This is a genomic window from Sagittula sp. P11 (assembly GCF_002814095.1).
In the GTDB taxonomy this organism is placed as follows: Bacteria; Pseudomonadota; Alphaproteobacteria; order Rhodobacterales; family Rhodobacteraceae; genus Sagittula.
Map to the genome: position 1 here is coordinate 2,199,072 of NZ_CP021913.1, position 24,890 is coordinate 2,223,961.

Genomic DNA, 24,890 nt, shown 5'->3' on the forward strand with positions numbered 1-24,890 from the left:
CGTTCATGAAAATCGCGATGATCGGAACCGGCTACGTGGGTCTCGTGTCGGGTGTCTGTTTCTCGGACTTCGGGCACGACGTCGTCTGCGTCGACAAGGACCCCCGCAAGATCGAGATGCTCGAGGCGGGCAAGGTGCCGATCTACGAGCCGGGCCTCGATGTGCTGATGGCCAAGAACGTTGAGGCCGGGCGCCTCAGCTTCACGCTGGACCTGCAGCAGGCCATCGACGGCGCCGATGCGGTGTTCATCGCCGTGGGCACGCCGACGCGGCGCGGTGACGGCCATGCCGACCTGACCTACGTCATGGCCGCGGCCGAGGAGATCGCCAGGGCGGCGAAGGACTACGTCGTGGTCGTCACGAAGTCGACCGTGCCCGTGGGCACCAACGCGCAGGTGCGCGACGTGGTGGCGAAGGCCAACCCGGATCTCGACTTCGACGTCGCCTCCAATCCCGAGTTCCTGCGCGAAGGTGCGGCCATCGACGACTTCATGAAGCCCGACCGCGTGGTCGTCGGCGTCGAAACCGAGCGCGCCGCCAAGGTTATGGAAGACATCTACCGCCCGCTTTACCTGCGCGACTTCCCGATCATGACGACCGACCTCCAGTCCGCCGAGATGATCAAGTACGCAGCCAACGCCTTCCTCGCGACGAAGATCACCTTCATCAACGAGATCGCCGCCCTGTGCGAACGGGTCGGTGCCGACGTGAAGCAGGTCTCGAAGGGCATGGGCCTCGACGGGCGGATCGGGAACAAGTTCCTGCACGCCGGGCCGGGCTACGGCGGGTCGTGCTTCCCGAAGGACACCAAGGCGCTGGCCCGCATCGGTCAGGACCACGCCAGCCCCGTCAGCCTCGTCGAAACGGTCATCAAGGTGAACGAGGACGTGAAACGCCGGATGATCGAAAAGCTGATGGACCTGTGCAGCGGCTCGTTCAACGGCAAGCGGGTGGCGGTGCTGGGCGTGACTTTCAAGCCCAACACCGACGACATGCGCGATGCGCCGTCCCTGACCATCGTTCCCGCGCTGATCGGCGGCGGGGCAGAAGTCCGTGTCTGCGACCCGCAGGGCCGGCGCGAGGGCGAGCACCTTCTGCCCGGTGTTTCGTGGTACGAAGATCCCTATTCTGCGGCGGCCGAGGCCGACCTCGTCGTCTTCCTGACGGAATGGAACGAGTTCCGCGCGCTCGACCTGCCGAGGATGGCGCAAGGCATGCGTGGCCGGCGGATGGCCGATCTGCGCAACATCTACAGCGCGGATGCCGCGCGGGAGGCAGGTTTTACCGCCTACGACAGCATCGGCCGGTCTGGATTTTCCGAGTAAAGGCAAACGCGCAACATCATTCCCTTAAATTGACCGGTCTCCCTTTTCGGAGCGGCGGCCTGCGTGTTATGTCAAACGGGCCCGGGGGGGCACGAAGACCGAGGACAGAGATGATCCGTCTGTTTGCCGTGGCACTGACTGCCACGTTTGCGCTTGCCCCCGCAGCGCATTCCCAGAGTTATGACGCCGATGCGGGTTATGACCCGGACGCCAGCTATGGGGCAGAGCCGGTCTATGCCGCGCCCGCGAACTACGGCACGCCCGGGCGTGTCGTTCTGGGGCACGGCCGTCTGACGAACAACGACCTTCTGGGCGATCTCGACGACCGCTGGCAGACCGGATCGGTGTCCTCGTCCCGCGTGGTGGGACGGAACTGGTCGGGCATGCTGCCGGACCGGCCGTTCGACATCCTCGAGTACCGTCTCGCCGGTCAGATCATCGCGCCGGAGAACATGCGCACGCCCGACCCGGACGATCGGCCCTGGGCCGGTGCGCTCTCGCTGGGCCTGCACACCCACTTCATGCGCGGCCCGGTGGAAATGAGCATGGGTGGCGACCTTGTGGTGACCGGCCCGCAGACCGGCCTCGGCGACCTCCAGACCTTCGTGCACGATGCCATCGGAGAACAGCCCGCCTCCAGATCGGTGCTGTCTAACCAGATCGAGAACGGCGTGCATCCGACGCTGGTGCTCGAGGCGGCCAACAGCATCCCGATGGGCGGGCAATCCGTGCTGCGGCCCTTCGGAGAGGCGCGCGCCGGGGTCGAGACGCTGGTCCGTGCGGGGTTCGACCTGACCATCGGATCCGTGGGGCAGGGCGAGCTTCTGGTGCGCGACTCCGTGACCGGCCAGCGTTACCGGGTCGTGACCGATTCAGTGCCCGGCTTCAGCTTCGTCATGGGTGGCGACATCGCCTATGTGGACAGTTCAGTGTTCCTGCCGTCCGGCCACGGCTACGACCTGAGCAACACCCGGACCCGCGCCCGCGCCGGCCTGCACTGGCAGGGGCAGAGCAACGCCATGTTCTACGGCTTCACCTGGATGTCGAAGGAGTTCGACACGCAACCCGAGGGCCAGGTGCTGGGATCGGTGCGGCTGGATCTCCGTTTCTGATGCATAACCGCTACGGTTAAAAGGCTTTAGCCGTAGGCCTGCGCTCGAAAGTATAGGGTAGGGTTCACAGGTGAAAGTTGTTCGGTTAACCTTCCAATAATAAATATAAAAATGGTAGTACTTTGAGGCAGGTAGTACAGGTATGGGAACGGGCTATAGAGGCACGTTCGTCATTTCCTGGTCGCAGACGGAAATAGACGGCCTGAAGGCCGCACCCACGTCTGCATTGACCGTCGGGGCCGCGTGGTCCTGGGCGGGTGAACCGGTGCGGGTCGACGGCCCGTCATCGGTCTTGCGATTGGACCAGGCTGACGGCGAAGCGGACTTGCGCAGACGGGCGGCACGCATGGTGCGGCGACTTGTCGGCGCCGCACTGACACAGAAGATACGGGTCGACGATGTCGAGGTGGAGCATCCGCTGACGGATTCCAGCTTTGTCGTGACCGACGGGTCGTCCAGCTACATGGTGACGCTGATCGAGGTGGAGCGCGGGTCGCGACCGCTCCTGATGTTCCTCGACGAGATCCCGCCCGCCGGGCGCGATCTGTGGATCGTGCATCACAACCTCGACCCGCTGGGCACCCACGCGGCCGGGGAACAGTCCAGCGGCGTGATCTGCTTCACGCCCGGCACACGCATCCTGACGCCCCACGGGCCGCTTCACGTCGAGGACCTGCGCGAAGGCGACATGGTGCAGACCAAGGACTCCGGGCCGCAACAGATCCAGTGGATCGGGTCGCGGCGCATGTCGGGGGCGCGGCTCTTTGCGATGCCGAAGCTCAGGCCGATCCGCATCCGTCCCGGCGCCTTCGGAATCGGCGAGCCGGACGATGAGATCCTCGTTTCGCCGGAACACCGCATGGTGGTGAAGGGTGTGGTGGCGCGGGCGCTGTTCAACACGCCCGAGGTGCTGGTGGCGGCGCGTGACCTCGTGAACGGCAGCACGGTGCGGTTGGACATGACCCTGAAGGAGGTGACCTACATCCACCTCCTGCTGTCCCGCCACGAGGTGCTGTTCGCCAACGGCGTCGAGACGGAGAGCTTTCATCCGGCCAACACCGCGCTCTCGACAATCTCGGAGGCGGATCGCGCCCGCCTGCTGAACCATCTGCCGCTTATCGCGGACAACCCGCATGCCTACGGCTCCTACGCGCGGCGCAACCTGTCGAGTTCCGAGGCGGCGATCCTGCTGCACGAGGCGGCCTAGGTCAGGACCGGCGGGGTCGCGGTCCGCCGCGGCCCGTTGTGAGTGACCCTCCGGGCGGCGCCGGGCCGGACGGCGGAGGGGGCTCTGCCCCCGTCGCGTGCCGCGACTCCCCCGAGGTATTTCGGCCAAGATGAAGGTCTGGGGTCAGTCGCGGATCTCGTCCAGGCCGACGCCCCAGAGCGCGGACTTGTCCGCCCAGCCCTTGTAGCCGTCGGCGCTCAGCTCGCACCAGTCGATGCCGCATTCGCCGAGCCGGGCGATGACACCCATTTCCAGCCGCGCGGTGACGTTGCTGTCGGCCTCCGGCCTCTGGTGAAGCGCCAGCAGGTCCTGGTCGACGATGACGGTCCGCACACCCGACAGGAGCGCGTAATGCACCCAGCCGCCCGCGCCGTCGCGGTCGCGCACGCGGCGCCAGTGTCCGTATTCCGCCGTGATCTCGAGCGGCATGTCGCGGCGCTTGTAGACCCAGTCGATCCGGTGCGACAGGGAGGGCCCCCTGCGCACGTTGACCTCTGCGGCCTTCATCGAGACGAAGCGGGGAAGCGGCAGGTTGGTGACCGGGCCGCGCTCTGCCGCAAAGGAAGCCGAGGCCAAGACGTTCAGCGACAGGATCGCCGACAGGATATGTCTGAACATGAGTTGCTGCCCGAATTATTGCGGCGGGGTTCTTGTGCCCCGTCCGGTCCTGACGCAGGTTAGCAAACGAACGGCATCCGCGAGAAGCTTTGGGAGAGATTTCATGCCATCAAAACGTCTGAGTGTTGTCGTGACGCGACGCTTGCCGGAGGTGGTGGAGACCCGCCTGTCCGAGCTGTTCGACGTCCGGCTGCGCAGCGACGACACCCCGATGACTCGCGAACAGCTTGTTTCGGCGGTGCAGGATGCGGATGTCCTGGTGCCGACGATCACCGACAGGGTCGATGCGGGGCTGATCGGGCAGGCTGGCGAACGGCTGAAGCTGATCGCCAACTACGGTGCCGGTTTCGACCATATCGACGTGGCCACGGCCCGGTCGCGCGGCATCCTCGTTTCGAACACGCCCGGGGTGGTGACCGACGACACCGCCGACATGGCAATGGCGCTGATGCTGGGCGTGACGCGTCGCATCCCGGAGGGGCTGACCGCGATGCAGGAAGGATCCTGGCAGGGGTGGGCGCCGAACGCCTTCCTCGGTGGACGTCTGGGCGGCAAGCGGCTGGGTATCCTCGGGATGGGGCGCATCGGGCTGGCCGTGGCGCGGCGGGCGCAGGCCTTCGGGATGCAGATCCACTACCACAACCGCCGCCGCCTGCGCCCCGAGGTGGAGGAGAGTGTCGAAGCCACGTGGTGGGAAAGCCTCGACCAGATGGTCGCGCGCATGGATGTGATCAGCGTGAACTGTCCCTCCACGCCCTCCACCTTCCACCTGCTGAACGCAAGGCGGCTGCAGCTGATGAAACCGACCGCGGTCATCGTCAACACGTCGCGCGGCGAGGTGATCGACGAGAACGCGCTGGTCCGGATGCTGAAGGCGGGCAAGCTGGCGGGTGCCGGTCTGGACGTCTACCAGCAGGGCACGCAGGGCAACCCGGAGCTGCGGGCCATGCCGAACGTCGTGATGACGCCGCACATGGGGTCGGCCACCCGCGAGGGCCGGATCGAGATGGGCGAGAAGGTCATCATCAACATCAAGACCTTCGCCGACGGCCATCGTCCCCCGGACCAGGTCGTCCCCTCGATGCTGTGATCCGCGTCTTCGCCGTCCTGCTGCTGTACCAGCTTGGCGGAGAGACCCTGTCGCGCGCCTTCGTTCTGGCGGTGCCCGGCCCGGTGATCGGCCTTGCCGCGCTGTTCGTCACCTTCCTTGCCGCGCCCCGCCTGGCAGAGTGGATGCGCGAGACGGTGACCGGACTGCTGGGCCACCTGTCCCTTCTGTTCGTCCCGGCGGGCGTCGGGGTGGTCGCGCATCTGGATGCCTTCACGCAGTACGGGATCGGGCTGGCCGTCGCGCTGGTGGCGAGCACGATCCTGGCGATCCTTGCCGGGGTGGGGGCCTTCGTGCTGGTGGCGCGCATGGCGGGGGTCGGTGATGAGTGAGGCTCTGGCGCTCTGGTCCTATCTGGCCCGCGAACCGCTGCTGTGGCTGACCCTGACCCTGTCGGCCTACGTCGCGGCAGAGGCGTTGTCGCAGGCGCTGGGGCGCCACGCGCTGGCCAACCCTGTGCTGATCTCCGTCATTCTGCTGGCGGGTGTGCTGCGGGTGACCGGCACGCCGTACAACACCTATTTCGAAGGTGCGCAGTTCGTGCACTTCATGCTGGGCCCCGCGACGGTCGGGCTGGCGCTGCCGTTGTACCTGAACCTCGGCCGGGTGAAACGGGCGCTCTGGCCGATGCTGGCGGCGCTGCTGGCCGGGTCGCTGGTCGCGATGCTCTCGGCGCTGGGGATCGCGTGGCTTTTCGGGGTGCGCGGGCCGGTTCTGCTGTCCCTGGCACCGAAAAGCGCGACGGCCCCGGTGGCGCTTGGCGTGTCGGAGGCGGTGGGCGGTCTGCCGACCCTCACGGCGGCGCTGGTCATCCTGACGGGCATCGTCGGCGCCGTCGTTGCCACGCCGATGCTGAACGCACTGGGGGTGACCGACTGGCGGGCGCGGGGTTTTGCGGTGGGTGTCGCGGCACACGGGATCGGCACGGCGCATGCTTTCCGCATCCACCCCACGGCGGGGGCGTTCTCTGGCATCGGCATGGGATTGAACGCGATCCTGACCGCGATGCTCGCCCCGCTGGTCGTCGGCGTCCTGTTCTGAGCCGCCAGTTCCAAGCCGCAAGGGCATTGGCCTTTCGGCAGAATCGAGTACCTTCAGGGTAGAAGTTAATACAATCAGGGAGTGTGGCGATGCGTATGTCAGGATGGGTGGCACTGTTGAGTGTCATGGCCGGGACGGCGATGGCGCAACAGGCGGCGGATGCAGTGGACGCAGAGGCGGAAACCGGAGGAACGACAGGTTTCGCCGCAATCTCCGAAGAGGTCGGCGCGGCGCTGGCGGCCAAGGAGGCGGGCGAGCCCGTGACGGCGTCGAAGTGGATGGTCGCGGCGGCCAACCCGCATGCGGTGTCCGCAGGCGCCGAGGTGCTGCGCAACGGCGGCACGGCGGCGGACGCGATGATCGCCGTGCAGACGGTGCTGGGGCTGGTGGAGCCGCAGTCCTCCGGCATGGGGGGCGGCGCGTTCCTCGTCTGGCACGATGGCGAGACGGGCGAGATCACGACGCTCGACGGGCGCGAAACCGCGCCGCTGGACGCGACGCCGCTGCTGTTCCAGGACGAGGCGGGCGAGCCGCTGGGCTTCTGGGACGCTGTGGTCGGCGGCCGGTCGGTCGGTGTGCCGGGCACACCCGCCCTGATGCAGGCCGCGCATGACAAATGGGGCAAGGCGGAGTGGGCCGGCCTGTTCGACGCAGCCACGAAGCTGGCAGAGGACGGGTTCGAAGTCTCTCCGCGCCTCGCCGCGCTGGTGGCCGAGGATCCGCTGAAGCTGACACGGCAGGAGGTTGCGGCCTCCTATTTCTTCCCGGACGGCGAACCCGTCGCGGCGGGCACGACGCTGACCAACCCGGATTACGCCGAAGTCATGAAGACCCTCGCGGCGGAGGGCGCGAAGGGGTTTTACGAAGGTGAGATCGCGCAGGGCATCGTCGACACCGTCACCGGATTCACCGACAATCCCGGCGTGATGTCCCTGCTCGACCTTGCGCTTTACGAGGTGAAAGAGCGGCCTGCGGTCTGTGCGGAGTTCCGCGATCACGAGGTCTGCGGCATGGGTCCTCCGTCCTCCGGTGCGCTGACCGTGGGCCAGATCCTCGGGATGCTCGACGCGTCGGAGCCGGGCGCAGCAGACGATCCGGACACGTGGCGCAAGATCGGCGATGCCTCGCGTCTCGCCTTCGCGGACCGTGGCCGCTACATGGCCGACAGCGATTTCGTCCCGATGCCGACCAAGGGCCTTGTCGATCCCGCCTACCTCGCCGAACGCGCCAAGCTGCTGCAGGGCGACGACGCGCTGCCGGAGGTCGCCCCGGGTGCGCCGGAGTGGGATCACGCCATGCTCTACGCCGATGACGAGAGCATCGAGTTCCCGTCGACCTCGCACATCTCCATCGTCGACCAGTACGGCAACGCGCTGTCGATGACGACGACCATCGAGAACGGTTTCGGCTCGCGCCTGATGACGAACGGCTTCCTGCTGAACAACGAACTGACGGACTTCTCCTTCCGGTCGCATGACGGCGGTGTGCCGATTGCCAACCGGGTTGAGCCGGGCAAGCGGCCGCGCTCCTCCATGAGCCCGACCATCGTGCGCAAGGACGGTGCGCCGGTGCTGGTGATCGGCTCGCCCGGCGGGTCGCGGATCATCGGTTACACCGCGCAGGCGATCATCGCATTCATCGACTGGGGGATGGACGTTCAACAGGCGGTTGCCATGCCGCACGGGCTGAACCGTTTCGGCACCTTCGATCTGGAGGAAGGGACCGACATGGCCGGGATGCAGGACGCCCTGACGGAGATGGGGTTCGAGGTCAGCGTGCAGGGTCTGACCTCGGGCCTTCATGCCATTGCCGTGGCGGCTGACGGGCTGACCGGCGGTGCCGATCCCCGGCGCGAAGGCATCGCCCTGGGCGAATGAGCGACACGGGCGCCCCGCTGGCCGGGGCGTCCGCCAAGAAGGGTTGACGGCGGCACGGCACACCTCTTGTCACACCGGCGCCACACCCATTTTCCATTGCGGACCAGTTCCTTGCGAACGAAGGTTGCCGCGGCTACGCCTTCGCGCATGACCGTGCTTTTCCCCATTCGTGCCCTTGGTGTGTTCCTGTGTTCTGCGCTTCTGGCGGCCTGCGCAGCTCAGACTCCCGGACCTTCGGTCCCCTATCAGCGGGGCGCAAGCCTTGCCTCCGCCCGCGCGGCATTCCAGAGCTGCCTTGGCCCCGCCCAACAGTCGGGACAGAACACCATGGCCGGTCATTACATCGGCAGCGTGCTTTGGGGTGGTGTGGTCGTCGGCCCGATCTTCGTCGCATCGAACGCACCGGCGCTTCGCCACAACGGTGAAGTCTCAGGCATGGACCGCTGCATGAAGAAACGCGGCTTTACCCGGCGCGACCTGACCCCGCAGGAAATGCAGGCGCTGGAAGCCGCTGACCCGGTGACGCGGCGCGCGATCCTCGATCACCTCGTCGCTGGCGGCGCGCTGGACACGCTGCCGCGCGGCTGACACGCAGGCGCGCCGACCAAGGAAATCCGTCAAAATATCCCGACACCGCCCACGGTTGTGCACATTCTTGCCCGATTGCGCCGTCATCGTTCGATGAGAGTGGATGATGGGAAAACGACGATGTCCTCAGATATGACGATCCTCGCTATCGTGGCCGCATTCGTGACATATGCCACGGCACGCGCAAGCGGCTGGGAATTCAGCGCCAGCCGCTACCTCACCGAAAAGCTGGTGCGCGCGCTCTACAAGTGCGTCGGAGCGACCTACGCCGAGAAGAAAGCACCGCAAAAGCGCAGCACCGCCTGGGACTTCGTGAACTGAAGGCGCCGGGGACAGGCCCCGGCGCGTCGTGTTTCAGAGTTCCTTGTAGCTGATCTCGCGCTTGTCGGCCCCCGCGCCGACCTTTTCGCGACGGACGATCAGACGGTTCAGTGCCTGGATATAGGCAAGCGCCGATGCGACCACGGTGTCCGTATCCGCGGACTGGCCCGTGGCGATCACGCCGTCCTCTTCCAGCCGCACCGACACGGTGGCCTGCGCGTCCGTGCCAGCCGTCACCGCGTTCACCTGATAAAGCTGGAGCCGCGCCATGTTCGGGTGCAGCGCGCGGATTGCCTTGAAGGTCGCATCCACTGGACCGTCGCCTTCGCAGGTGGCCGTCAGGTCCTTGCCGTCGATCTCGAGCTCGACCTGTGCCTCGGCCGGGCCGCCGGTGCCGCAGACCACCCGAAGATTGACGAGCGTGATCGCGTCGGCGCCTTCGGTCGTCGCGGACACAAGCGCGAGGATGTCGTCGTCGAAGACCTCCTTCTTGCGGTCGGCGAGGTCCTTGAAGCGGACGAAGATGTCCTTGAGCTGGTTGTCGCCCACCTCTGTCCCGAGGTCCTTCAGCTTTGCCCGCAGCGCGGCCCGGCCGGAGTGCTTGCCAAGCGGCAGCGAGGTGCCGGCAAGGCCCACGTCCTCAGGGCGCATGATCTCGAAGGTTTCCGCGTTCTTCAGCATCCCGTCCTGGTGGATGCCCGACTCGTGCGCGAAGGCGTTCTTGCCGACGATCGCCTTGTTCGGCTGCACCTGGAAGCCCGACACCGTCGCGACGCGGCGCGAGATGTGCATGATCTTCTTCGTGTCGATCTGCGTGTCGAAGGGCATGATGTCGTGGCGGACGCGCATCGCCATCACGACCTCTTCCAGCGCAGTGTTGCCCGCGCGTTCGCCCAGGCCGTTGATCGTGCACTCGATCTGACGGGCGCCGGCCTCCACCGCGGCAAGGGAGTTCGCCGTCGCCATGCCGAGGTCGTTGTGGCAATGCGTGGCAAAGACCACCTCGTCGGCGCCCGGCACCGTCTCGATGAGGCGGCGGATCAGGTCGGCGCTTTCGCGGGGCGCGGTGTAGCCCACCGTATCGGGGATGTTGATCGTCGTGGCGCCTGCCTTGATGGCGATCTCGATCACGCGGCAGAGGTAATCCCATTCCGTCCGCGTCGCGTCCATCGGCGACCACTGCACGTTGTCACAGAGGTTGCGGGCGTGGCTCACGGTCTGTTCGATCCGCTCGGCCATCTCGTCCATGGTCAGGTTCGGGATGGCGCGGTGCAGCGGCGAGGTGCCGATGAAGGTGTGGATGCGCGGACGCTCCGACTTCTTCACCGCGTCCCAGCAGCGGTCGATGTCGGGAAGCTGGGCGCGGGCGAGGCCGCAGATCACGGCGTTCTTCGACCGTTCGGCGATCTCGGAGACGGCGCGGAAGTCGCCCTCGGACGCGATGGGAAAGCCCGCCTCGATGATGTCGACGCCCATGTCGTCCAGAAGCTCGGCGATCTCCAGCTTCTCCTCGTGGGTCATGGTGGCGCCGGGGGATTGCTCGCCGTCGCGGAGCGTGGTGTCGAAGATGAGGACGCGGTTGCTGTCGGTGCTCATGGTCTTGATTCCTCAGATGCTCGGTTTGGAGGCCGGGGTCACGTCGGCGTCTCCGGAATTGGGTTCGCCCCTGGGCTCGATCAGGAGGACCTTCACCTCCTCCTCGGCGCGGGGCCTGTGGGTCTGTCCGGCGGGCACGACGACGATCTCGCCCGCGTGCACCGTCACCGGGTCGCGGTCGTCGTATTCCATGACCATCTCGCCCTCGAGAACAAGGAAGAAGTCATCGGTCGTGTCATGCTTGTGGAACGGGAATTCTCCCTGGAATTTCACCACCATGACGTCGTTGCCGTTGTAACCGGCGACCACGTGCGGGTCCCAGTGGGTGGAGAACAGGGCCAGCTTTTCAGCCAGATTTATCGCTTTCATGAAGTGTCCTAACTCGTGCGTGAAGTGGGTCGGCGCGTCACACATGTCCTCTGAGCACGCGCGCCGATCGGGCCACGCTCAGAGGCGAGTTAGCAGCAGGTCCAGGCCACGCGCAAACGGCGCCGGAAGGCGCTGGATGGTCGCGATATGGGCCAAGGTCATCATGGCCGCCACTATACGGACGGAATCGTGAATGAAAACCCATGAAGTTCGCGAAATGATGCCGGGGCGGTCCGGCGGTTCTTTGCGGGTGGGCCGAGTTGGGGCATACTCGTTGAAAACAGGCAGGGCAGGGCGATGATCAGGACATGGGTAACGGCGGGCGCGCTGGCTTTGGGCATCGTCCCCGGCGCGGGCCGGGCAGAGCTTTCGGTCGCGGAAGTCTACTTCTTCGGCAACTCGCTGGTGCATCACCTGAGCGAGCAGTCGAAGCTGACCAACGTCCCGCACTGGATGAACGAACTGGCGAAGGCGGACGGGCGGTCGTTCGGTGTCGACGGCCAGTGGGGGTTTTTGCGAAACTTCTCGGACGGGCTGCCGCCGACCGCCAACTGGTCTTTCGAGGGTGTGCAGGGCGTGTGGGGGCCGTCGCAGGGGTCTTTCGGCGATGCGGGCTTTGACGCGGTGGTGGTGACGCCGGCGAACTTCATCCAGTACCAGCTGCCCGACGTGCCCTACGAAGGCGACAACACCTCTGGCGAAACGCCTCTGGGCGCCATGCAGAAGCTGTTCGACTGGGTGTACGAGGAAAGCCCCGAGAGCGCGCTCTACGTCTATGAAGGCTGGGCGGAGATGGACGGCATCACCGGCCGCTTCCCCCCGCGTGAACGGGCGTTCGAGACCTACCACGAGGTCAACCGGGGCGATTATCACCAGTGGTATCTCGACCTGATCGGAATGCTGGAGGTCACGCGCCCCGACTACGAGGTGGAGCTGATCCCGGTTGCCTCCGTGCTGGCGGGGCTGATGGCGGAGGGTGGTCCGCTGGCCGATGTGCCGCCCGCGGACCTGTACGAGGACAGCGCCCCGCATGGCACCTCGTCGCTGTATTTCCTTGCAGCCATGGTGACTTACGCCTGGATCTACGAGGTGCCGCCGCCGGAGGGTTACCGCCCGCCCGCGACGCTCCTGCCCGAGGTGGTGGAGAACTACGCCGAGATCGCCCGCCTGATCTGGGAAGCCGTCCCGGAGCGCGAGGCACGGGCGCCCGCCGAAACCGGGGGCGCAGAGCCGGTCGCGGAGGAGGCCGAGGTCGCTGCCGCCGACCTGCCGGAGCGTGAGGCGGTGATCCTGCCGCCCGCGGGCATCCGGCCCGACGGGGTGCCGTCGCTGGGCATGGGGCTGAACGGGATCGCCGACTGGTCGACCCAGCATCCCTTTGTGGACATGATGAAATCCGCGCGCGGATGGGTCGGTCACACGGCGGAGGGCTGGGGCGCGATATCCACCGTGGAACTGCGGGCCGGTGGCTACCTCGACGAGAACGACTGGCCGGTGCGTGTCCCGGAAGAGGCGACCGCGCTGGAGGCGGTGTTGCTGACCGACCAGAACCCGGATCAGTCCTGGCTGCGCGGGTCTTACGTGCTGCGCTACGAGGGCACCGGAGAGCTGAAGCTGTCGGGCCGCGCGAAGCGGGTGCGCTATGACGAGCACGAGGTGGGCTTCTTCTACGAACCGGGCGAGGGGGTGGTGGGCGTCAGGATCACCGAGACCTCCGCCGACGATCCGATCCGCAACATCTCGGTCGTGAGGGAGGAGCTGGTGCCGCTGTGGGAGGCGGGCGCGCTCTTCAACCCCTTGTTTCTTGATACAATTCAGGATGTTCGGGAAATCCGGTTCATGGACTGGATGATGACGAACGGCTCTCCGGTGATGACCTGGGAGGATCGCCCGGTCATGGAATTGTCGACGTGGAGCGAGTGGGGCGTGCCGCTTGAGGTTATGATCCGGCTGGCCAACGTGATCGGTGCCGACCCGTGGTTCACCATGCCGCACCAGGCCGACGACGCCTATGTCCGGCAGTTCGCCGAGATGGTGGAGCGCGATCTGGACCCCGGGCTGAAGGCCTATGTCGAGTATTCCAACGAGGTCTGGAACCAGATCTTTCCGCAGGCCGTCTATGCGCGGGAGCAGGCGACGACCCTCTGGGGTGAGAGCGAGATGGGCTGGATGCAGTGGTACGGGCTGCGCTCGGCACAAGTGATGGACATCTGGACCGAAGTTTACGGCGATGCGGCGAAGGACCGGCTGGTCCGCGTGGCGGCGACGCACACCGGCTGGCCGGGGCTGGAGGAGAACATCCTCGTGGCGCCACTGGCCTATCTGGCGCTGGGCAAGAAGCCGGTGGAAAGCTTCGATGCCTATGCGGTGACGGGCTATTTCGGGTACGAGATGGGCACCGAAGAAATGGCCCGACGGATGGACGGGTGGCTCGACCAGTCGGAGGAGCTGGCCACCAAGGCGGGAGAGGCCGAGGGCCTGCGCCGTGTCGCCCTGCGGGAGTTCGTGAAGGACGCGCGCTTCGAAGGGGCCATCGCGCCGGTGGCCAAGGCCTTGGAAGAAGGGTCTTTATCGCAACTCGTTAACGAAGTGTTCCCGTACCACGCCGACGCGGCAATGAAATACGACCTGACGCTGGTGATGTACGAAGGCGGCACCCATGTCGCCGGGCACGGCGCGCGGGTGAACGATGAACGGCTGACCGCCTTCTTCCGGGAATTCAACTATACCCCTGAAATGGCGAAACTTTACGAGATCCTGATGGGCGGCTGGGCGGCTGCCGGGGGCACGCTGTTCAACGCCTTCGTGGACGTGGCACCGGCCACGCAATGGGGGTCCTGGGGCGCGTTAAGACATCTTGAGGATTCCAACCCGCGCTGGGACATGCTGATGGCCTACAACGCCTCCGGCCCACAGTGGGAAACCCGCGATCCCGTTGTTTTCGAAGACGGAATCCGGGCGCTGGGCTCGGGCTCGGACGAGCGGGTGGAGGGCACGGCGGCAGAGGATTACCTCGTCGCGCTGGGCGGGGACGATATTATCCTGACCGGCGGCGGCGCGGACGTGGTGCACGGCGGGGCCGGGCGCGACGTGGTGGTGCTGCCGCTGCCGCAGGAAAGCTATGAATTCCAGCAGGTTGGCGACCGGCTGGAGGCCACGGGCCCGGATGGCACGATCCGCATGGCCGGGGTCGAGGTGCTGCGATTCGAGGTCGAGAACGGCCCCGACATGGCGGTCGAGCGCCTCGGGGGTTAACCCGCCGCCCGCGGCGTTCATCCGCGCCCGTTAACCAATTCTTATGGTGAGTCCCGGCCGGTTCAGCCCCTCGAACCGGCCGGTTGTTAACCATGGAATCCGGCGATGGCGGCGCGATCCGGCAAAAATCCCGGGTTCGCCCGGGTCGCGCCGGAAAAGCGCACTGACGCGTCACACGTTTCCGTGAACACAGGGACGAATTCCGCCGCACCTCCTCCCGAAGGCGTCCTCAGGAGTCCTTCTTGGAGAGGCGCCGGATTTCCTCCACCAGCACCTCTGCCCCTAGGGAGGCGCGGAACTTGTCCTCTATATGCGCGCGGCCCGCTGCAGAAAGGCGGAGCAGCGCGTCGGGGTCACCCGCCAGCGCGCGGATGGTGCGGGCCAGTTGCCCGGGGTTCTTCGGTTCGACGAGATAGCCGGTCGACCCGTCGTCGATCAGTTCACGCACCCCGCCCGCGTCGGTGCCGATGGTGGGGACGCCCATGGACATCGCCTCCATGTAGGCGACGCCCAGCGGTTCGTGCCACGAGGCGAGGACGAAGAGGTGGGCCTCTTCCAGCTTGGCCTTCACCTGCTCGGCCGAGATCGCGCCCAGAAGCTTCACGTGGTCCTGCAGGCGGAGCTTCTTGAGGTGTGCCTCAAGCTCCTGCCGGTAGCCGGTGCCACCGTCGTCGTCTTCGCCCGCGATCTCGACCCGCACGTCTGTGCCCTGGTCGATGAGCTGGCGGGTGGCGGTCATCAGGTCCTGGTGGCCCTTCACGATGTTGAGCCGCGCGCAGGAGAAGATGCGCAGCGGGCGGCCATGTTCCGGCGGGGCGTAGGGGGCCTTGCGCGACAGGATGTCGGTGTCGACGCCCATGGGCCGGACGATGAGCCGTTCGGGCAGGTCGCCGGCGAGTTCCTCGTGCACCTCGGCCAGCAGCTTTTCGGTGATGACCGTGGCAAAGGAGGCGCGGCGCCACTTGAAGCGCTGGCCGGGGCCGTAGTCGGACAGCGGGCCGTGCAGCGTCAGCGAGTAGTTCGGCCCGCCCATGCGGTGCGCCAGCGCGGCGATGAAGGCGGCGCGGGCGGCGGAATGGGCGTGGATGTGATCCAGTTGCAGGCGGCGCGACGCGGCATGAAGCCGGTCGGCGGCGGCGAGGCAGACGGTCACGTCCTTCATGAAGGTGCGCGGTTCTGACAGCACCCATTTCGCCAGACCCTTGGGCAGAAGCCTGGCGATGGCGGCGCTGGCGCGGAACGGGTCGAGACGGCCGAGATATGTGGTGCGGGCGATGGCCTCTCCGGACCAGTCGTGCGAAATGAGCCCTGCGGGGGGTCTGCGTGTGGAAAAGACGTGAACGGAATGCCCCATCGCTTCGAGCGCCTTGATTTCGCGCCAGAAGAAGATGTGAGTTTGTCCCGGGAATTGCGGGACCAGATAACCGATGCGGAGGCCTTGCGGCACGAATGATTCCCTGAAGTTTGGCAGCCCTGCCCTCCCACAGACAGGTGGGCCAACTATTCCGGGGGGTATCATCATTTGGCCATAGTTAACTGAAAGTAAGGGTCTGCCACCGACCCGGTTTTTCCTGGGGTGTGGCGCAGCGGGTACGGGTTCGTGCGTAAGAGTGACAACACATATGCGATGCGGGCGGCGGTGATCGTCCCGGCCAGCAACGAGGCGGCGCTGATCGGCGGCTGCCTTTCGGCGCTTGTCGCGTCGGAGTGGCCCGGCCCGGATGGCGTGGAGGTCATCGTGGTGGCCAACGGCTGTACCGACGACACGGCAGAGCGGGCGCGGGACCATGCCGGGGCCTTTGCCGCGAAGGAGTGGCGGCTGACGGTGCTGGAGCTGGCGGAGGGCGGCAAGCTGGGCGCGCTGAACGCCGGTGACGCCGTGGTGTCGGCGCCGGTGCGGATCTACCTCGACGCCGATGTAACGGTCGGGCCGGGGGTGATCCGGCAGGTCGTCGAGGCGCTGGAGGTCGACGCCCCGCGCTATGCCAGCGGCCGGGTGGAGATCGCGGCGGAGGGCGCGGTGTCGCGCGCCTACGCCCGGATCTGGCGGCAGGTGCCTTTCATGGCGGCAGGTGTGCCGGGATGTGGTCTGTTCGCGGTCAATGCCGCGGGCCGCGCGCGCTGGGGGGCCTTTCCCGACATCATTTCCGATGACACCTTCGTGCGGCTGAACTTTACTCCGGAAGAGCGGGTGCGGGTCGACGCTGCCTACCGCTGGCCAATCGCCGAGGGTTTTTCCCGGCTCGTGCGTGTAAGACGCAGGCAGGATGCCGGTGTCGAGGAGATCGGGCGTATGTACCCGCATTTGCTGAAGAACGAGGACAAGGCGCCGCTGGGGGCGGGCGCGAAGCTGCGGATGGCGCTGCGCGATCCGCTGGGCTTCGGCGTCTACTCCGGTGTCGCGCTGGCGGTGAAGGCCACCCGCGGGCGGCAGAGCGGCTGGAGTCGCGGGCGATGATCGCGCTGTCGAGGCTGCGCGGCGGGTCGCTGGGTGCGCGGGTGATGCGGTCCTCGCTGCTGACGGTGGGGGGCTTCGGCTTCAGCCAGATGGTGCGGCTGGCGTCGAACCTGATCCTGACGCGGCTGCTGTTCCCCGAGGCCTTCGGCCTGATGGCGCTGGTGATGGTCTTTTTGATGGGCCTGCACCAGTTCAGCGACGTGGGCGTGGTGCCCGCGATCATGCAGTCGAAGCGCGGCGACGACAGGGATTTCCTCGATACGGCGTGGACCATGCAGGTGGTGCGCGGCTTCGGCCTGTGGGTGGTGGCCTGCGCGCTGGCCTGGCCCGCCGCGCAGTTCTTCGGGGCGCCGCAACTGGCGCACATGCTGCCGGTGGCGGCGCTGACGCTGGTGATCGACGGGTTCAGGCCGACCAAGATGGTCACGGCGAACCGCCACCTGATGCTGGAGCGGGTGACGCTTCTGGACATGGTCACGCAGCTGTCGGGCGTGGTGGCCGCGATCCTGCTGGCGTGGTGGTGGGGCAGCGTCTGGGCGCTGGTCGCCTCGGCGCTGGTCGGGTCCTGCGTGCAGCTTTACCTCAACACCCGCTTCCTGCCCGGCGTGCGCGACCGCCTGCGCTGGGACCAGAGCGCCGCGCAGGAGCTCATCTCGTTCGGCAAATGGGTCTTCCTCGCCACCGTGTGCGGGTTCTTCTACAATCAGGCCGACAAGATCCTGATGGGGAAATTCCTGCCGCTCGACGTGTTCGGCGTCTACAACATCGGGTTCTTCTGGGCGTCCTTCCCGCTGATGCTGGGCTACATGGTGACGCAGAAGATCCTGATCCCGATCTACCGGGAGGCCCCCCCGCGCGCGAGCGCCCGCAACTTTGCCAAGCTGCGCAAGATGCGGGTGATCGTGACGAGCCTGCTGATGGTCTTTGTCGGCATCTTCTCGGTACTGGGTGTGTGGCTGGTGGGAATGTTGTACGATGACCGTTACGCGGCGGCGGGGGCGGTGGCCGTGGTGCTGGCCTGCGCGCAGATGCCGTTGCTGATCGTGATGACCTACGACCAGGCGGCGCTGGCGGCGGGCGACTCGCGGCGGTTCTTCTACCTCGCGCTGACGCGCGCCGTGCTGATCTGGATCGGCCTGATCGTGGGCGTCTGGGAGCACGGCCTTCTGGGGGCGCTGATCGGCATGGGCGTGGCCTACCTGGCTGCCTACCCGGCGGTGGTCTGGCTGGCCGTGCGCATGGGCGCCTGGGACGCCGCGCATGACGTGGGTTTCGCATTGGTTGCAGTATGTTTAACATCGCTCGCATTGTGGGTGAATTGGGGCGCAATTGTGGCATTGGCGGCCATGTGACCCCACCCCTTCGGATAGGTCGATTATCAGTACGACCTGCCGCGATTCAAATCAGGGTGCCGCATTGTGCAGCACCCGGAGACAAGGCCCCGGCAAATAAGACCATTTGCGGGGGATTACCTAAAAATCGCCGTATTCACCCCGCATTTACCATTCAGGGTGGTGGCGTAGTGAGGGGCATGGTGTGTTGGGCATGACGGACGCTTACGGCGAGAACGACATCGCAATTGTCGGGATGGCGGCGCATCTTCCGGGTGCGGCGGATATCGACGCCTACTGGCGCAACCTGCGCGACGGGGTGTCCTCCATCCGGCGCCTTTCCGAAGAAGAGCTGCGCGAGGCGGGCGAAGATCCCGGCCTGATGCGCCACCGCGACTACGTCCCCTTCGCCGCGCCGCTCGACGGGTTCGAGATGTTCGACGCGGATTTCTACGGGCTGTCGCCCAAGGACGCGGGCGTGATGGACCCGCAGCACCGCCAGTTCCTCGAATGCGCATGGGAGGCGCTGGAGACCGCGGGCCACGTGCCCGAAGGCTTCGACGGCCGGATCGGCGTCTTTGCCGGCTGCGGAATGGGGTCGTATTTCTATTTCAACGTCTGTTCGAACCCGGACCTCGTGGACAGCACGGGGATGTTCCTGCTGCGGCACACCGGGAACGACAAGGACTTCATGACGACGCGCCTGTCGCACATCCTGAACCTGAAGGGCCCTTCGGTGAACCTTCAGACGGCGTGTTCGACCTCGCTCGTGGCGGTGCACTACGGGGTGCAGGCGCTGCTGAACGGCGAATGCGACATGGTGCTTGCGGGCGGCGTGACGATCGAGCTGCCGCAGAACCGCGGATACCTTTACAAGGAGAACGAGATCCTCAGCCCGGACGGCGCCTGCCACGCCTTCGACCACCGCGCGCAGGGCACGGTGTTCGGGTCCGGCGCGGGGGTCGTGGTGCTGCGCCGCATGGCCGACGCGGTGGCCGACGGCGATCACATCTGGGCGGTCATCAAGGGCACGGCGGTCAACAACGACGGTTCGGCCAAGGCGGGCTACCTCGCCCCTTCGGTGGAAGGGCAGGCAGAGGCCATCGCCGAGGCGCAGGCCGTGGCGGGCGTCACCTCGGACACGGTGGATTACGTGGAATGCCACGGCACCGGCACCTACCTGGGCGACCCCATCGAGGTCGCCGCGCTGACGGAGGCCTTCCGCGAGACATCGGAGGCGGTGGGCCATTGCCGCATCGGGTCGGTCAAGACCAACATCGGGCACCTCGACACGGCGGCGGGCGTCGCCTCGCTGGTGAAGGCGTCGCTGGCGCTGCATCACCGGCAGATGCCGCCCTCGCTGGGCTTCGAGGCGCCGAACCCGGCCATCGGGTTCGAGGGCTCGCCCTTCGTGGTGAACGACCGGCTGACCGCCTGGGAGCGCGGGGCGCATCCGCGCCGCGCCGGGGTGAACTCGCTTGGCGTGGGCGGGACCAACGCGCACGTCGTGCTGGAAGAGGCGCCGGAGATCGCCAGCGAAGAGAGCGACTGGCCGTTCCAGATCCTGACCGTTTCGGGCCGGTCGAAGGCCGCGCTCGAGGACAACGCGGCGCGGCTGGCGGCGCATCTGCGGGCCCATCCCGAGCAGAAGCTGGCGGACGTGGCCTATACGCTGCGCGAAGGCCGCCGGGCCTTCGAAAAGCGCATGGTGGTGGTCGCCGAGAGCCACGAACAGGCGGCGCGCTACCTCGACGGCGACGCGCGGCGGCGGCACCTGCACGAGGCGCTGGAACGGCCCGAGGTGGTCTTCATGTTCCCCGGCGGCGGTGCGCAATACGCGGGCATGGCGCGCGATCTGTACGAGACGGAGCCGGTCTTTGCGGAGTGGATGGACCGCGGGCTGGAGCATCTGGCGGGGCTTGAGGCGGAGGCCGCGGGTGGTCTGGCGGCCGAGAAGGCGCAGACGCTGAAGGCGCTGTGGCTGCCGGAGACGGCAGAGGACGTGGCGGCGGCGGATAGGGCGCTGCTGCGCCCTTCGGTCCAGCTTCCGCTGATAATGATCACCGAATACGCGCTGGCGCAGATGTGGATGGGCTGGGGCGTCACGCCGGTGGCGCTGACCGGCCATTCCATGGGCGAGAACACGGCGGCCTGCCTTGCAGGCGTGATGTCCTTCGAGGCCTGCATCGGCCTCGTGCACTTGCGCGGACGGCTGTTCGACACGGTGGAGCCGGGCGGGATGCTGTCGGTCGCGCTGTCGGCGGATGCGCTGCGGCCCATGCTGGGCGACGCGCTGGATCTTGCGGTGGTGAACGGCCCGGGGCTGTCGGTCGCCTCCGGCCCGGTGGCGGCGCTGGAGGACCTGCGCGCGCGGCTGGAGCGCGAGGGCATCGACTGCCAGCGCATCGGCATCGACGTGGCGGCGCACAGCCGGATGCTGGAGCCGATCCTTGCGGAGTTCGGGGCATACCTGCGGGGGCTGGAGCTGCGCGCCCCGGTGCTGCCGCTGACCTCCAACGTGACGGGCGCGCGGATGACCGACGCGCAGGCCACGGACCCGGACTACTGGGTGTCCCACCTGCGCAGCACGGTGCTGTTCGGCGACTGCATCGGCGCGGTCGCGGGCGAGGGGCGCGTGTTCCTCGAGGTCGGGCCGGGCAAGGCGCTTTCCTCGCTGGCGCGGCAGCATCCGTCGGTCGCGGCGCAAGCGGTTCTGTCGAGCCTCCGGCACCGGGACGAGGACGTGCCCGACGACCGTTTCATGTTCGAGGTGCTGGGGCGGCTGGCCGCGCTGGGCGTCGAAATCGACTGGGGCCAGGTCTGGGGCGAGGCGCGGCGCAAGCGCGTGGTGCTGCCGACCTACGCCTTCCAGCGGCAGAGCTATTTCATCGCGCCGGGCACGGCGCGGACGCAGGGCTCCACCTACCTGATGCGCAGCGACGAGATCGAGAGCTGGGGCTGGAAACCGGTCTGGCGCCCGCGCGCGGCAGAGGTCGAGGTCGACGTGGCGCACGGGCTCAAGGACGCGGAGCGGCAGGTCTGGCTGGTGTTCCGCGACGAGGCGGGCGTCGGCACGCGGGTGTCCGCCCGGCTGCGCGCCGCCGGTCACGACGTGGTCGAGGTGCGCCCCGGCGACGCCTTTGCCCGGCTGTCCGACGGCAACTACGTGCTGGCGGCGGAGCGCGGGCGCGAGGGCTATGATCTGCTTGTCGCGGACCTTTCGGCGCGCGGGCTGCTGCCCACCCGCATCGCGCACCTGTGGCTTCTGACGGAGGGCGAGGGGCACCGGCCCGGGTCGTCCTTCTTCCACCGGGTGCAGGAGCAGGGTTTCTACGCGCTGCTGTTCCTTGCGCAGGCGCTGGAGGCGGAGAACACGCCGCGCCCGCTGCACCTGACGGTCGTGACCAACGGCGCGGCCCGGCTGCGGGACGAGGCGCTGCCCTACCCGGCAAAGGCCACCATCGCCGGTCCCGCGCGGGTCATGCCGAAGGAACTGTCGGGCGTCACCGTCTCTACCCTCGACGTGGTACTGCCGGTCGCCGGGGAGGTGCCGTTCTGGGCGCGCACCAAGGCCGAGGCGGCGCGGGCCGCCGCGCTGGACGTGCTCGACATGCGCGTGCTGGAGGAACTGCTGGCCGAGCCGGGCAACCGCATCGCGGCGCTGCGCGGCGACCGCCGCTACGAATGCGCGATGAAGCCGGTGGCCCTGCCGCCGGCACAGGAGGTCCCGGAGGGCGGCGTGGTGCTGATCACCGGCGGCTTCGGCGGCATCGGCCTGACGCTGGCGGGCGACCTCGCCAAGCGCGGGGCGAAGCTGGCGCTTCTGGCGCGCAAGGCCCTGCCGGAGCGGTCTGAGTGGGACGATTACCTGATGCGCCACGCCCCGCAGGACGCGGGCGCCCGGCGCATCCGGGCGGTCATGGCGCTGGAGGCGCAGGGCGCCGAGGTCATGGTGCTGGCCGGTGACGTCTGCAACGCGTCGCGGATGCGCGAGGTCCGCGCCGAGGTCGAAAAGGCCTATGGCCGGATCACCGGCATCGTGCACGGCGCGGGCGTGATCGACGACGCGCCGATGCTGGCCAAGACACCGGCCAGCGTCGAGGACGTGTTCACGCCGAAGATCCACGGCACCGACGTGCTGGGCGAGGTCTTTCCCGACGGCGATGCCGACTGGATGGTGCTGTTTGCCTCGTCCTCCACCGTGACGGCGCCGGCCGGGCAGGTGGATTACGTCGCCGCCAACGAATTCCTCAACGCCTTTGCGCAGGCGCGGTCCGGCAAGACGCGGGTCGTGGCGCTGAACTGGGGCATCTGGAACGAGGTCGGCATGGCGGCAGAGGCCGTGGCCGCGCGCACCGGCGACCTGCCGAAACCGCCGGTGACGGATGTGGCGCTGCCGATGCTGGACACCGCCAGTTTCGACGCGCAGGGCAACCGCGTCTTCCACGCCCACTGGTCGGTGAACGACTGGTGGATCGGAGAGCACCGCACCCGCGCGGGCGACGCGCTGCTGCCCGGCACCGGCTACCTGACGCTGGCCGCCCATGCGCTGCGCGCCCACCACGAGGATGGCGCCTTCGAAGTGCGCGACCTGAACTTCCTGCGGCCGCTGAAGGTGGCGGAGCAGGGCACGCGCGAGGTCAAGGTGCGGCTGGAGCGGACGGATTCCGGCTATGATTTCGCGGTGCTGGCGGATGTGAGCCTGAACGGGCGGCACGGCTTTGCCGCCCATGCCGAGGGGGCGCTGTCGCTGATGCCGCTTTCGCGGCCCGAGGCGCTGGACCTCGACGCGATCCGCGCGCGCTGCGTGTCGAAGCGGGACGGCGAGGGCAGCAAGATGACCGCCGCGCAGGAGGTCCATCTCGCCTTCGGCCCGCGCTGGAAGGTGCTGGACCGCACGGCGCTGGGCCGGGGCGAGGGCATCGCGGAACTGTCGCTGGGCGCCGTGGCGGAGGGCGACCGCTGCCTCCTGCACCCGGCGCTTCTGGACATCGCGACCGGCTGGGCGATGGACCTGATCGAGGGCTACCAGGCGATGCACCTCTGGGTGCCGGTGCGCTATGCCTCGGTCAAGGTGCACGCGCCGCTGCCGGACCGCATCGTGTCCTGGGTGCGCAACGCCGCCGAGAACCGCGCCGACCGCGCGGCGGCGTCCTTCGACGTGACGCTGTGCGACACGGACGGGACCGTCGTGGCGGAGATCAAGGGGTTCACCATCCGCAAGCTGGACAGCCCGGACGCCCTGTCGGCCACGCGCCTGACCTCGGCGGAGGTGGAGTTCGACGAACCGGGCGCGACGCAGGCGCTGTCGCCGGCGGAGGAACGGCTGGCCCACAACCTGTCGCAGGGCATCCTGCCCGACGAGGGGGCAGAGGCGTTCCGCCGGGTCCTTGCCTCGGGCGAGCGGCAGGTGGTGGTGTCCTCCATGGACCTGCCGTCGCTGGTCCGGCAGGCGTCGGTGGTGGAAAGCGTGGCGAGCCAGTCCTTCGACCGGCCGCAGCTGGACAGCGATTTCGTCGCGCCGGAGGGCGAGATCGAGGTGCGGCTGGCGGGCTTCTGGCAGGACCTTCTGGGCGTGTCGAACGTCGGTGTCGAGGACAGCTTCTTCGACCTCGGGGGGCATTCGCTGATCGCGGTGCGCCTGTTCGCCATGGTCAAGAAGGCGTTCCGCGTCGACTTCCCGATCTCGGTCCTGTTCGAGGCGCCGACGATCCGCGCCTGTGCCCGCCTGATCGAGGCGGAGATCGGCCCGGTCGGCGGCGACACACCGGACGTGCAGGCCGCGCCGGTGCGGCGGTTCAAGCACCTCGTTGCCATGCATGACGGCGACGGCGGCGCGCAGCAGCCGTTCTTCCTGATCGCGGGCATGTTCGGCAACGTGCTGAACCTGCGCCACCTCGCGCATCTGCTGGGCACCGACCGGCCGTTCTATGGCGTGCAGGCGCGCGGGCTGTACGGCGGCGAGGCGCCGCACGAGACGATCGAGGAGGCGGCCCGCGACTACATCGCCGAAATCCGGCAGGTGCAGCCGGAAGGGCCTTACATGCTGGGCGGGTTCTCGGGCGGGGGGATCACCGCCTACGAGGTCGCCCGGCAGCTCGAGGCCGACGGGCAGGCGGTGTCGCTGGTCGTCCTTCTGGACACGCCGCTGCCGCAGCGCCGTCCGCTGTCGCTGCCCGACCGGCTGATCATCCAGGGCCACAAGGCGCGCGAGAAGGGGGTGTTGTATCCCTTCGTCTGGGCGCGGAACCGCATCGCCTGGGAGTTTGCCAAGCGCCGCCAGTCCGGGGTGACGGAGGAGGCGCACGGGTTCCACAACGCCGAGATCGAGGCGGCCTTCTACCGTGCGATCTCTGCATACAATGTGCATCCATGGGATGGGCGGCTGGTGCTGTACCGTCCGCCGTTGAAGGGCAAGTGGCGGGTGTCCGGCGGAAAGCTGGTCAACTCGGAACGGACCTACGTGCTGGAGGACAACGACTGGCGCACGGTGGCGCCGCAGGTGGAGGTCCACGAGGTGCCGGGCGACCACGATTCCATGGTGCTGGAGCCGAACGTGCGTGTCCTGGCGGCGCTGATGCGCGACGCCATCGAGGCGGCGGAGGCCGGGCAGCGCGGCGGCGGAGAGGTGCTCCGCTTTCCGGGGCACGCGGCGGAGTAGGT

The 24,890-nt window shown here is 67.6% G+C and carries 17 protein-coding genes; 13 read left to right on the top strand and 4 right to left on the bottom strand.

Features of this window, described 5'->3' with window-relative positions; all coding sequences use genetic code 11:
- The first annotated feature begins 5 nt into the window (after positions 1 to 5).
- The 3 genes from CDO87_RS10750 (at position 6) to CDO87_RS10760 (ending at position 3,644) form a co-directional block, all read left to right on the top strand.
- The gene (locus CDO87_RS10750; protein WP_100928775.1) at positions 6 to 1,325 is read left to right on the top strand and encodes a UDP-glucose/GDP-mannose dehydrogenase family protein; all 1,320 of its coding nucleotides are present in this window, start codon (positions 6 to 8) and stop codon (positions 1,323 to 1,325) included.
- A 110-nt stretch (positions 1,326 to 1,435) separates the two neighbouring features.
- Positions 1,436 to 2,437, top strand: a complete 1,002-nt coding sequence (locus tag CDO87_RS10755; protein ID WP_100928776.1) for a lipid A-modifier LpxR family protein — start codon at positions 1,436 to 1,438, stop codon at positions 2,435 to 2,437.
- Between the two features lie 142 nt (positions 2,438 to 2,579).
- A complete protein-coding gene (locus CDO87_RS10760) occupies positions 2,580 to 3,644 on the top strand; it encodes a Hint domain-containing protein (protein WP_100928777.1) in 1,065 nt (354 codons plus the stop codon).
- A gap of 144 nt (positions 3,645 to 3,788) precedes the next feature.
- On the opposite strand, the gene CDO87_RS10765 is transcribed toward CDO87_RS10760, so the two are convergent.
- Positions 3,789 to 4,283 carry an SH3 domain-containing protein gene (locus tag CDO87_RS10765; RefSeq protein WP_100928778.1) on the bottom strand — a complete coding sequence of 165 codons (495 nt, stop codon included), beginning with the start codon at positions 4,281 to 4,283 and terminating at the stop codon, positions 3,789 to 3,791.
- A 103-nt stretch (positions 4,284 to 4,386) separates the two neighbouring features.
- On the opposite strand from CDO87_RS10765, the gene CDO87_RS10770 reads away from it, so the two are divergent.
- The 6 genes from CDO87_RS10770 to CDO87_RS10795 all read left to right on the top strand — a co-directional run bounded on the left by CDO87_RS10770 (position 4,387) and on the right by CDO87_RS10795 (position 9,218).
- Complete coding sequence (locus tag CDO87_RS10770) at positions 4,387 to 5,373, top strand: D-glycerate dehydrogenase (RefSeq protein WP_100928779.1); 987 nt, start codon at positions 4,387 to 4,389, stop codon at positions 5,371 to 5,373.
- Positions 5,370 to 5,723: a CidA/LrgA family protein gene (locus CDO87_RS10775; RefSeq protein ID WP_100928780.1), complete on the top strand. Its 354-nt coding sequence runs from the start codon at positions 5,370 to 5,372 to the stop codon at positions 5,721 to 5,723. Before CDO87_RS10770 ends, CDO87_RS10775 begins: the two co-directional genes overlap by 4 nt.
- Entirely contained in the window at positions 5,716 to 6,432 is a 717-nt protein-coding gene (locus CDO87_RS10780) for an LrgB family protein (RefSeq protein ID WP_100928781.1), read from the top strand. Before CDO87_RS10775 ends, CDO87_RS10780 begins: the two co-directional genes overlap by 8 nt.
- Positions 6,433 to 6,521: 89 nt before the next feature.
- Entirely contained in the window at positions 6,522 to 8,309 is a 1,788-nt protein-coding gene (gene ggt, locus CDO87_RS10785; RefSeq protein ID WP_100928782.1) for a gamma-glutamyltransferase, read from the top strand.
- Positions 8,310 to 8,636: 327 nt separating this feature from the next.
- Positions 8,637 to 8,897, top strand: a complete 261-nt coding sequence (locus tag CDO87_RS10790) for a hypothetical protein (protein WP_100928783.1) — start codon at positions 8,637 to 8,639, stop codon at positions 8,895 to 8,897.
- A 120-nt stretch (positions 8,898 to 9,017) separates the two neighbouring features.
- Positions 9,018 to 9,218 (top strand): hypothetical protein, encoded by a 201-nt coding sequence (locus CDO87_RS10795; RefSeq protein ID WP_157814968.1) that lies wholly within the window; start codon positions 9,018 to 9,020, stop codon positions 9,216 to 9,218.
- 33 nt (positions 9,219 to 9,251) lie between these two features.
- Here the strand turns inward: CDO87_RS10795 and CDO87_RS10800 are convergent, their stop codons facing one another.
- Together CDO87_RS10800 and CDO87_RS10805 are read right to left on the bottom strand one after the other, a co-directional pair.
- Positions 9,252 to 10,814: a 2-isopropylmalate synthase gene (locus CDO87_RS10800; protein ID WP_100928785.1), complete on the bottom strand. Its 1,563-nt coding sequence runs from the start codon at positions 10,812 to 10,814 to the stop codon at positions 9,252 to 9,254.
- Positions 10,815 to 10,826: 12 nt separating this feature from the next.
- Positions 10,827 to 11,183: a cupin domain-containing protein gene (locus tag CDO87_RS10805; RefSeq protein ID WP_100930925.1), complete on the bottom strand. Its 357-nt coding sequence runs from the start codon at positions 11,181 to 11,183 to the stop codon at positions 10,827 to 10,829.
- Positions 11,184 to 11,480: 297 nt separating this feature from the next.
- Between CDO87_RS10805 and CDO87_RS10810 the strand changes: the two genes are divergently transcribed.
- Complete coding sequence (locus CDO87_RS10810) at positions 11,481 to 14,438, top strand: type I secretion protein (RefSeq protein ID WP_100928786.1); 2,958 nt, start codon at positions 11,481 to 11,483, stop codon at positions 14,436 to 14,438.
- Between the two features lie 229 nt (positions 14,439 to 14,667).
- Here CDO87_RS10810 and epsE read toward each other — a convergent pair whose 3' ends face one another.
- Positions 14,668 to 15,885, bottom strand: coding sequence for an exopolysaccharide biosynthesis GT4 family glycosyltransferase EpsE (epsE, locus tag CDO87_RS10815; RefSeq protein WP_100928787.1), 1,218 nt, complete (start codon positions 15,883 to 15,885; stop codon positions 14,668 to 14,670).
- Between the two features lie 180 nt (positions 15,886 to 16,065).
- On the opposite strand from epsE, the gene CDO87_RS10820 reads away from it, so the two are divergent.
- The 3 genes from CDO87_RS10820 (at position 16,066) to CDO87_RS10830 (ending at position 24,888) form a co-directional block, all read left to right on the top strand.
- Positions 16,066 to 16,896: a glycosyltransferase family 2 protein gene (locus tag CDO87_RS10820; RefSeq protein WP_100928788.1), complete on the top strand. Its 831-nt coding sequence runs from the start codon at positions 16,066 to 16,068 to the stop codon at positions 16,894 to 16,896.
- The gene (locus tag CDO87_RS10825) at positions 16,893 to 18,248 is read left to right on the top strand and encodes an oligosaccharide flippase family protein (protein WP_100928789.1); all 1,356 of its coding nucleotides are present in this window, start codon (positions 16,893 to 16,895) and stop codon (positions 18,246 to 18,248) included. The genes CDO87_RS10820 and CDO87_RS10825 overlap by 4 nt, the downstream gene beginning before the upstream one ends.
- Positions 18,249 to 18,441: 193 nt before the next feature.
- Positions 18,442 to 24,888: a type I polyketide synthase gene (locus CDO87_RS10830; RefSeq protein ID WP_100928790.1), complete on the top strand. Its 6,447-nt coding sequence runs from the start codon at positions 18,442 to 18,444 to the stop codon at positions 24,886 to 24,888.
- The last annotated feature ends 2 nt before the right edge of the window (positions 24,889 to 24,890 follow it).